This is a genomic window from Nocardioides sp. (assembly GCF_004803405.1).
In the GTDB taxonomy this organism is placed as follows: domain Bacteria; phylum Actinomycetota; class Actinomycetes; order Propionibacteriales; family Nocardioidaceae; genus Nocardioides; species Nocardioides vastitatis.
The window spans coordinates 1-8,902 of record NZ_SSXI01000265.1 but is presented as its reverse complement, the minus strand read 5'-3'; the positions used below and the strand labels follow the sequence as shown (position 1 = coordinate 8,902).

Below are 8,902 nucleotides of genomic sequence, written 5' to 3'. Positions count from 1 at the left end.
GGGCAGGCTCCCGGCGACCGGCATCGGTGGAGGCGGCGCCGGCGCGCTCGGCGTGGCCGCTGCGTCGTCGTACTGCTCGGCCGGCACGATCACCAGGTCGGCGCCGGCAGCCGGCGGTCCGCAACGGACCGCGATTCGCCGCTCGATCGGGTACTCGCTGATCCGCTCGTGGTCGACGTAGGTCCCGAACTGACTGCCGGTGTCGACCAGGGTCCAGCCGTGCTCGGTCGCGCGGAGCTCGGCATGCTGGCGAGAGACCGAGCCGGCGGTGAGGACGACGTCGGCCTCGATCGCACGACCGATGCGATAGACCGGCTTGCCTTCGAGGCGAAGGAGGCGTCCCTCGACCTCGACCACGAGAGCAGACATGGGCGTCACCCTAGGGGGTCGCGACTGCTGTCGCCGGTGCGGGCGTCGGCGGCTGGCGCACGTGAACGGTCGCGTTCCGGATCTGGATCTTCGCACCGTTCACGAGCTCGATCGTGCGGTCGGGCTCCAGCAGGAAGTTCTGGCCGCCGGGATAGGAGACCGGCCACGAGAAGTCCGAGGCGTTGTGCAGGCCCCAGCGGCCGCGGGCCTCGGGATGCTGGCGTACTCGCGCGAGCACGGTCGGGTGGTCGATGCCGGACGTCAGGTGGTCGGAGCGGATCGTGGTCTGCGGCCCCACGGCGACGTTGCGGCGCCCGACCTGCAGGAGGTACGGCGGCCGGACCTCGGTCTGGTCCTGCCAGCAGATCACGCCGTCGGTGCCCGGGCTCCAGAAGTTCGTGGTGCCACACGTCGGGCAGGCCAGCATCCCGTCACGCAGCCGGTCCATCGCCTTGATCCACTGGCCCTCCGTCACCCGGGCACCGGGCTGGTCCAGCCCGTCGACGAAGGCCTGGACGAAGAGGTCGCGGAGGAACTGCGGGTAGATGTTCCAGTACTGCTGGACGATCTGCGCCGGACGGTTCTCGGGGTTGGCGGGGTGCATGCAGAAGAGCGGCTCGGTGCCGAAGTGCGTCATCAGCCAGTGCGCATCGCGCATGCCGGCGTCGGTGCGGGTGCCCTCGAGCGGGTGACCGAGGAACAACGAGTAGAACAGCAGCACGGCGAGCGAGTGGCGGTCCGTGTCGGTGTTCGGGAGTGTCCGGTAGGTGGTGTCGCGGACGACCTCCGGTGCCATGAAGTACGGCGTCCCGAGGACCCGACCCGTGCCGTTGTCGATGCCGACGTTGTCGTTGTCACAGATCAGCACGTCGCCGTTGGCCGGATCGAAGAAGACGTTGCCGAAGGAGATGTCGCGGTAGCACAGGCCACGGGCATGCAGCCGCAGGAAGCTGTAGCTGAGCTGGCGGCAGAGCTCGATGAGTGAGGAGAAGGAGACGTCCAGGGGGTTGCCGTCGCGGTCGGCGTTCAGCAGCAGGTAGCTCAGCTCGAGGAACCGCGGGTGCCGCAGGTGCATGACATAGCCGAAGCTCGGCTCCGCGGCGACCCGCGCCATGCTCAGTGGCCACAGGAAGCGCTGGTGCGGCGAGCCGATCTCGACCAGCTGCTGCATCTCGTCGTACTGCTGCGCCGTGGCGCTCTCCGGCTTGTACCACTTCAGTGCCAGCGGCTCGCCCGTGTCACGGCGCACCTCGAAGACGTAGCCCTGGCCACCCTGGCCGAGAAGAGAGGTCACCCGAGCTCGACCCAACGGTCCGAGGTCGACCTCGACGCCCTCTGCCAGCACCATGGGTGTGCCTGACCTCCGTACTCGCTCTGTTCGACCTGCGTGTCAATCTATAGCCTCGACTGATCCCGGGAAGTTGAAACGCAGTCCTTCCGCCCGGTTCACCGATAGCGTTGGGATGGACGGCGTCGAACACTCCCGACCGCCGGAAGGAGGGCTCCGATGAGCGACCGGCTCGGTGGCGCACTCGCGCGCAAGCCGCTGCACTTCATCTTCGTGCTCGACGTGTCGGGCTCGATGATGCGCGGCGGCCGGATCCAGGCCCTCAACAACGCGATCACCGAGGTCCTGCCCCACCTGCGGGACGAGGCCCGAGCCAACCCGCACGCCGAGCTCCTGATCCGGGTGCTGGCCTTCGCCAACGAGCCGCAGTGGATCATCGAGGAGCCGACTCCTGTCGACCAGGTCCACTGGAAGCGACTCGAGGCCGTGCCCCGGGGGTTCACCGAGCTCGGCAGCGCGCTCCAGGCCCTGGCCGGCGCGCTGGACCACCTCGAGGAGAACAACAGCGCCTTCCCGCCCGCGATCATCCTGGTCTCCGACGGCCGCCCGACCCAGAGCAGCGGCGTCACCTTCGCCGAGGGACTGCAGGCACTGCTCAACAACCGGTGGGGCGCCACCGCGGTCAGGCTCGCGCTCGGGGTCGGCCGCGACGCCGACATGCACTCGCTGCGCCGATTCATCGGCGACGAGGAGGTCCCGCTGCTACGGGCCGACAACCCCGAGCAGCTCGTCGAGTACATCGTCTGGGCTTCCAAGGCGGCCAGCAAGGTCGCCTCGCGACCGGTGGTCGGTCCCGGCTCCGGCGTGACCGCCGCTCCGCCTGCCCCGATCGGAGACCCGATCTGGAGCACGCTCGCATGACGGCCTGCTGGACGACGCTGTCCGGCACGACGATCGGCTCCGTCCACGTCCGCGACCAGCTGCCGATCCAGGACGCCGTGCTGACCTGGAGCGACCTCGCGAGCGGTCAGGCGGTCATCGCGGTCGCCGACGGCCACGGCCACAAGCTCCACTTCCGCAGCGACACGGGCTCCGCCCTCGCCGCGGTCAGTGCCGTGGAGGTGCTGCGCCGCATGCTCCCGGAGCTCGGCGCCCTCGACGGCCCCGACAACGGCGAGGCCGCGCTCGACCTGCTGAGCCGGACGGCGGCCTCGCTGGTCGACACCTGGGTGGCGAAGGTGACGCACCACCTCGAGGCCAACCCCTACTCCCCCGCCGAGGTCGAGGCGGGCGCCGCCGGCGACCCGCTGCGGGCCTACGGGACCACGATCCTCGCCGCCGCTGCCGTCGGCGACCTGATCGCCTTCCTCCAGATCGGCGACGGCGACTCCGTCCTCGTCTCAGCGCACGGAGAGGCGTCCCGCCCCCTGCCCGAGGATCCTGACCTCGACGGCCTCCACACCACCTCGCTGTGCCAGCCACGGCCGCTGGATGCCCTGCGGGTGGCTGTGGTCGACGCCCGCGTCGACGACGTCGCCCTGATCTTCCTCTGCACCGACGGCTTCGGCCGGCCCCGCGTCGACGCCGACGGCTGGTGGCGGGAGACGGGTGAGCAGCTGCTGGAGTTCAGCCGCACCCGGGGACTGAACTGGATCCGTGACCAGTTGCCCGAGTGGCTCGCGGAGCCGGCGAGGATCGGCGGCGACGACACCACGATGGCACTGATGGTTCGCTCGGACGTGGACGGGATCTCGCGCCCGGACCTGGCCGACACGCTGCCCGCTCCGGAGGTCGCGGACGACGCCTGACCGGCGAGCCGAGCCGCTGTCAGCGACTCATCACTCGCTCGGCCACCAGTCCTCGAGCTTCTGCAGGTCGCCGTCGAAGCTCCACGCGACGCCGTAGCAGTGGCAGTCGGCCTTGTTCCAGTCCCAGTAGAGCGTCGCGGTCTCCCCGGTGCTGTCGAGATACGCGTAGTAGGCGCCCTCGGCCGGGCCCTCACCGAACTTCCAGGTGCCTCCGCTCCCCTTGGTCGGCGCCTTCTGGTACTGGCTCCGGTAGTACTTCCGATCAGCCCGCATGGCTCGTTGCGTGCTGTAGCGACCGACGTTGACGACCACGCCGTCGACATTCGCCTGGCAGCTGCTCTCCTCGGTCTCCCCGGCGAAGTACGTGAGCTGGCGGGTGCAGCTCGAGACCGACATGTTGATGTTGATGAACTCGCGCAGCACCGGGTGCTGCGGGTTCACCGGCTCGACGACCCGGGGCGAGGTGCTGGTGTAGATCGTCTTGAGCGAGTCCAGCTTGCTGCCGGCGTCGCCGGTGATGGTCGCGGACTGGAGCTTGTGCTGGCTGTCCCAGTAGACGATGGCCGGGTCGGAGGTGCCGCCGCGCTCGGGGTCGAACTGGTAGAGCGCGGTCGCGCCCTTGTCCGAGCTCAGGGTCCCCGCGCGATGGTCCACCCGCGCGGTGCGCGCGGCGGTCAGCGACTCCGCGTCCGCGTAGGTGACCAGCCGGAGACTGCCGGCGGGCACGGTGCACTCGATGACCTCCTTCTCACCGCTGCCGGCCGTGCCGACCTTGCAGTCCGTGGCGCCGGTGGTGATCTTCGAGGCCAGGCTGTCGTAGCGGCTGTCGATGGCGGCCGGGTCGACGTCGACCGTCGGCGTCTCCGGGCCCGGGCTCGGGCCCGGGCCGGGGCCGGGGTCCTCATCGCCGCTCACGAACACGAGGCCGGTGACGCCGGCGGCGACCACGACGAGGCCGACGACCGCTGCGGCGACCCAGACCAGCGGGCTCTTCTTCTTCGGCGGCGCCGGAGCGAACCCGTGCGGTTGCGCGCCGTACGAACCGGGCTGCGGGACCGATCCGACCGGGGGGACCGAGCCCGGCTGGCCGTAGGAGGGCGGGCCGTATCCCGGCTGCCCGTAGGGCAGCTGACCCGGCTGGCCCGGCTGGCCCGGCTGGGGGGCAGACCCGTGGCCGGGAAGCATCGTCGGGGGGCTCGGCCAGGCGGTCTGCGGCGGCGACTGGAGAGGAGGTCCGGCAGCAGCGGCTCCGGGCGGCGGCAGGGCTGTCGACGCGGGCCGATGGGACCGGTAGCGCATCACCACTGCCTCCGGCACCCTGCCGACGGCGTACCCCAGCACGGCGGACGCCCAGCTGGAGGCAGCCTGGTCGTCGCCGCCACGGTTGCGAGCGAGCCGCATGCCCGCCTCCTCGACGGCGCGCGCCGGGTCGGCGCCGCCGTCGATCATCTGGGTGAGAGGGGTGAGCGCGTCGAAACGCACCGCGTCGACGAGGAGGTTGATGTCTCCCGTGCTGGCCTGGTCCTCCTCGAGCACGTCGTCGAGCACGCCACGGAAGCCCGTGGCGTCGGCGAGGATCGAAGTCCCGTGGCTCGCGACCAGTTCCCGCAGGGCCTCGTGCAGCTCCATCGTCACTCCTAGACAGTGGACCCGAGGTCGGACAGGAGGCCGCTGGCCCGGTCGGCGACCTCTGCCGCAGTCCGCGGCCGCGCCGCGACGTCGGCGTCGAGGCACGCGGCGATCAGGGAGCGGGCCGCCGCGGACAGGTCCTCGGACAGCGTGGGCTGCGAGGCCAGGATGGAGCGGACCAGCAACAGCGGCTCGGTGCCGCGGAGCTCGCCGTACACGCCCTTGCCGGTGATCGCGAAGTGCAGCGAGGCACCGAGCGACCACACGTCGCTGGCACGTGAGGCCTGGGCGCCCAGCATGATCGCCGGATCGGTGAACTCGAGGCCGATCTGGCCGAGCCCGGTGGTGACCATGCCGGGTGACAGCAGCTGCGAGAGACCTAGGTCCGAGAGACGGCCGCCGTCATCGGCGACCAGGATGTTGGCCGGCTTGATGTCGCGATGCGCGATGCCCCGCTCGTGCAGGGCGTGCGCGGCGAGGGCGGCGTCGCGGACAGCCGCGACCCGGCGACTGGTGTCGAGCTCGACATTGGGACTCTCGAGGGATCCGAGCGGCAGGTACTCCATCGCGTAGTAGAACGCGCCACCGTGACGGCCCGCGTCGTACACGGCCACCAGCCGGTCCGAGTCGGCGACGCTGAAGTGCTTCAGCTCCCTGGTCGCCCGGCGGAAGGCGTCATCGGAGGTCGGTCCGGCGATCACCTTGACGACCACCTCGGCCGCAGCGATCCCAAGCCGCGCCGGCGCCTTGGCGAGGTAGTTGGTGCCGTAGTTCGACTCCCCCAACGGGCGCACGAACTCGTAGTCAGCGATTCCCTGCACTCGTTCCTCCCCGGCTGTCCGGCAGCGCGCGATACGGCCGCGATCCAGCATCGCACGGTGCCACGGCGACCCACCTTCGAACCGGAGAATCGGTGCCCCGGGATACCAGGATTCGGCCCGCGCGCGGCCAGGTAGCGGTGTAGCGTTCCCGACGTCCTGAGCGACGAAGGAGGCACGTTGATCGAGCCCTCTGCAGCATCCGTGGTGCCCACGACCGATCCCTCGACCTATCTGCCGGCGCAGCCGATCTCGGGCGACCTGACCGATCAGATGCTTCAGACTGACTTCTGGACCGACGAGCTCGTCGCGAGCGCCGGGATTCCGATCATCGACGTGCCGTTCGTGACCGTCGGCTCCGGCATCGGGAGCTTCGTCACGACCGACTACCTGCGGATCGCCGGCGTGCCCACCTCGCAGATCCGGGTGCTCGGCACGCTGGACCGGCCCTGGCAGACCTACGAGTACCTCACCCGGGTGTCCCAGGTGCCCCGCCCGGAGCGGCTCCGGTCCGACTCGGCATCGCGGCCGGACAACATCTGGGGCTTCCCGTCGTACGGCTTCGCCGAGGGCGTGCGGCACGGCAGGCTCAAGGTGCTCTGGCAGCTGTTCAGCGAGCCGATCTTCTCCGACTACTACACGCCCAAGGCCGGCGAGGTCTTCCAGCAGCTCGAGCGTGAGGCCAACCGCATCGGCTACAACGAGATGCACGTCAAAGGCCTGGTCCGCATCGTCCGGCGGCGGTACGGCGGGGGCTACTTCACCATCCTCACGCCGCCCGAGGGCGCCTCGGCCACCAAGCGTGTGGCGTTCCGCTCGCAGTACGTGCACCTCGCGGTGGGCTACCCGGGCCTGAAGTTCCTCCCCGAGCTGCAGCGTTACCGCACCGAGCACAACGACTACCGACACATCGTCAACGCCTACGAGGCGCACGAGCATGTCTACGAGCGCCTGATGCAGGTCCCCAGCACCGTGATCGTGCGCGGCGGCGGCATCGTGGCCTCCCGCGTGCTCCAGCGGCTGATGGACGACCGGCTGCTGCACGGCGCGCAGACCAACATCGTCCACCTGTTCCGGACCTACATCAACGGGCCCAACGACGGCTACGGCAACGAGACCGACCCGAGGCCGGGCGGCGGCAAGCCACGACTGACCATGCGCCGGCGGGGCGGGGACGGCTGGGCCTATCAGGGCTTCAACTACCCGAAGTCGGTGTGGGGCGGACAGCTCAAGGCCCAGGTCCGCAAGCTCGAGGGCGAGCAGCGCGCCGAGATCTACAAGCGCATGGGCGGCACCAACACGCCATGGCGCAAGCTCTGGCAGAAGCAGATGAACCAGGGCCGCCGCGAGGGCTGGTACACCTGCGTCGTCGGGTCCGTCGAGGACATGCAGCCCCATGGCGACCGGATCGTCAACCACGTCCGCACCGCCCAGGGCACGGTGCCCATCGAGGCCGACTTCGTCATCGACTGCACCGGGCTCGAGGCCGACATCGCCGAGCACCGGCTGCTCAAGGACCTGCTCGAGCACGGCGGTGCCAGCCGCAACCCGGTAGGGCGGCTCAACGTCGACCGCAGCTTCGAGCTGATCGGAACCCGGTCGGGCATCGGCGTCATGTACGCCTCCGGGGCGACCACGCTCGGTGGCTACTTCCCCGGGGTGGACACGTTCCTCGGGCTGCAGGTCGCCGCGCAGGAGATCTACCAGGACCTCGCCAAGCGCGGGTTCGGCAAGCGGATCGGCCCGGTGCGGTCGACCATCCAGTGGTGGAAGTGGCTGGCAGGAAGCGCGCCGTGACCGGCACCGCGACCCACTCCGCCGCCCGCGACCACAGCGAAGGAGCCTGCTGAATGCTGCCCACCCTCAACGGCCGGCTCCAGACCCGGATCTTCATGCTGGTCGTCTTCGGCGGCCTGATCACCCTGGTGCTGACACCGATCCTGCCCGGCGGCTTCGAGTTCGACCGCGAGAGCTACAAGGTCACCTACCTGATCCTGGCGACGGTCCTGGTCCTCGGCATCGTCTGGGAGCTGATCTACCACGGCATCCAGCAGTTCCGTTGGGAGAAGGACTGGCCGACGATGCTCGGTCTGATCACCGCCCTCAACGAAGGCGCCCTGGTGTGGCTGCTGCTCGAGCTGGGCTGGATCCCGGGCATCGACGTGGAGAACCCCTCGGCCTCGGTGTTCTGGGCGTTCTTCATCGACTTCTCGGTGATCTGGATCGCGATCTGGATCTGGACCAACGGCCCGATGCGGGTTCCCTTCATCCGCTGGCGCTTCTTCGGTGGAAGGATCGTGTGACAGCTATGCCTCCAGTCTCCGCAGAGGATTGGTCCCGGGCGAAGGTCGTGCCCGGCCCCGGTGACGGCACTCTCGCCAGGATCGGCCCGGTCGTCCTCCTCGTGGGTTCGACCGACCCGGACGTGGTGAAGCCCTACCTCGACCACGCCCGGATGGTCGCCGCCAACGGCGGCCAGGGTCGCCAGCTCGTCCGCGGCTACGCCCTCATGCTGTCCACCGCGGTCGAGCAGTCCCCCGGCTTCGCGGCGCTCGCCCCCCACACGACCGGTTTGGCCGTCTTCGTCGACGGGGACGTGACCGTGACCGTCGACGGCCAGGCGATCTCAGGCGCCGACAGCCTCGCCTGGGTCGAGCGGCTGATCCCATGGCCCGTCGACTCGGTCACCGTGACGGTGGCCGGCGCGAGCGCGCCGACCGGCCCGTCGTCGTACCGCCTCGACGGTGGGGTGGTGCCCGCCGGCTCGTTCGGGGTCGTCCCGGGCGAGGTCGGCGACAGCATGATGGTCACCGCGCCGATGGCGCAGCAGCCGACCGACCCGACCTCGGGCCAGATGGCCGAGGCGACGGGTGAGGTGATGGCCGTTCCCGCGATGCAGCCGGAGCCGGCGACGGCCGACCACACGCATGAGCATGAGCATGAGCCGGTGGCGCAGCCGGTGGCGCAGCCGGCGGCCTCGTCTCCGCCCG

9 protein-coding genes are annotated in these 8,902 nt (G+C 70.1%); 5 read left to right on the top strand and 4 right to left on the bottom strand.

The annotated features are described in order from the left end of the window. Nucleotides 1–369, bottom strand: a 369-nt coding sequence (locus E7Z54_RS19215) for an FHA domain-containing protein (RefSeq protein WP_136436336.1), incomplete at its 3' end; no start/stop codon positions are given. A 10-nt stretch (nt 370–379) separates the two neighbouring features. Then, nucleotides 380–1,717: a protein kinase domain-containing protein gene (locus E7Z54_RS19210; RefSeq protein WP_136436335.1), complete on the bottom strand. Its 1,338-nt coding sequence runs from the start codon at nt 1,715–1,717 to the stop codon at nt 380–382. Nucleotides 1,718–1,876: 159 nt separating this feature from the next. Between E7Z54_RS19210 and E7Z54_RS19205 the strand changes: the two genes are divergently transcribed. Both E7Z54_RS19205 and E7Z54_RS19200 read left to right on the top strand, forming a co-directional pair. Next, nucleotides 1,877–2,578 (top strand): vWA domain-containing protein, encoded by a 702-nt coding sequence (locus E7Z54_RS19205; RefSeq protein ID WP_136436334.1) that lies wholly within the window; start codon nt 1,877–1,879, stop codon nt 2,576–2,578. Further along, nucleotides 2,575–3,465, top strand: a complete 891-nt coding sequence (locus E7Z54_RS19200; protein WP_136436333.1) for a protein phosphatase 2C domain-containing protein — start codon at nt 2,575–2,577, stop codon at nt 3,463–3,465. The genes E7Z54_RS19205 and E7Z54_RS19200 overlap by 4 nt, the downstream gene beginning before the upstream one ends. A 30-nt stretch (nt 3,466–3,495) precedes the next feature. On the opposite strand, the gene E7Z54_RS19195 is transcribed toward E7Z54_RS19200, so the two are convergent. Together E7Z54_RS19195 and E7Z54_RS19190 are read right to left on the bottom strand one after the other, a co-directional pair. Beyond that, nucleotides 3,496–5,094, bottom strand: a complete 1,599-nt coding sequence (locus tag E7Z54_RS19195; RefSeq protein ID WP_136436332.1) for a hypothetical protein — start codon at nt 5,092–5,094, stop codon at nt 3,496–3,498. Nucleotides 5,095–5,102: 8 nt separating this feature from the next. After that, nucleotides 5,103–5,915: a protein kinase domain-containing protein gene (locus tag E7Z54_RS19190; RefSeq protein ID WP_136436331.1), complete on the bottom strand. Its 813-nt coding sequence runs from the start codon at nt 5,913–5,915 to the stop codon at nt 5,103–5,105. Nucleotides 5,916–6,092: 177 nt separating this feature from the next. Between E7Z54_RS19190 and E7Z54_RS19185 the strand changes: the two genes are divergently transcribed. The 3 genes from E7Z54_RS19185 to E7Z54_RS19175 form a co-directional block, all read left to right on the top strand. Continuing rightward, nucleotides 6,093–7,709 (top strand): tryptophan 7-halogenase, encoded by a 1,617-nt coding sequence (locus tag E7Z54_RS19185; RefSeq protein ID WP_206056406.1) that lies wholly within the window; start codon nt 6,093–6,095, stop codon nt 7,707–7,709. A gap of 53 nt (nt 7,710–7,762) precedes the next feature. Further along, entirely contained in the window at nt 7,763–8,215 is a 453-nt protein-coding gene (locus E7Z54_RS19180) for a hypothetical protein (protein WP_136436330.1), read from the top strand. A gap of 5 nt (nt 8,216–8,220) precedes the next feature. Further along, nucleotides 8,221–8,902: hypothetical protein (locus tag E7Z54_RS19175; protein ID WP_136436329.1), on the top strand; the 682-nt coding region annotated here is incomplete at its 3' end.

Coding starts and splice junctions, on each gene's coding strand:
- E7Z54_RS19210 (WP_136436335.1), bottom strand. CDS start 1,717: ATGGTGCTGGCAGAGGGCGTCGAGGTCGACCTCGGACCGTTGGGTCGA.
- E7Z54_RS19205 (WP_136436334.1), top strand. CDS start 1,877: ATGAGCGACCGGCTCGGTGGCGCACTCGCGCGCAAGCCGCTGCACTTC.
- E7Z54_RS19200 (WP_136436333.1), top strand. CDS start 2,575: ATGACGGCCTGCTGGACGACGCTGTCCGGCACGACGATCGGCTCCGTC.
- E7Z54_RS19195 (WP_136436332.1), bottom strand. CDS start 5,094: ATGGAGCTGCACGAGGCCCTGCGGGAACTGGTCGCGAGCCACGGGACT.
- E7Z54_RS19180 (WP_136436330.1), top strand. CDS start 7,763: ATGCTGCCCACCCTCAACGGCCGGCTCCAGACCCGGATCTTCATGCTG.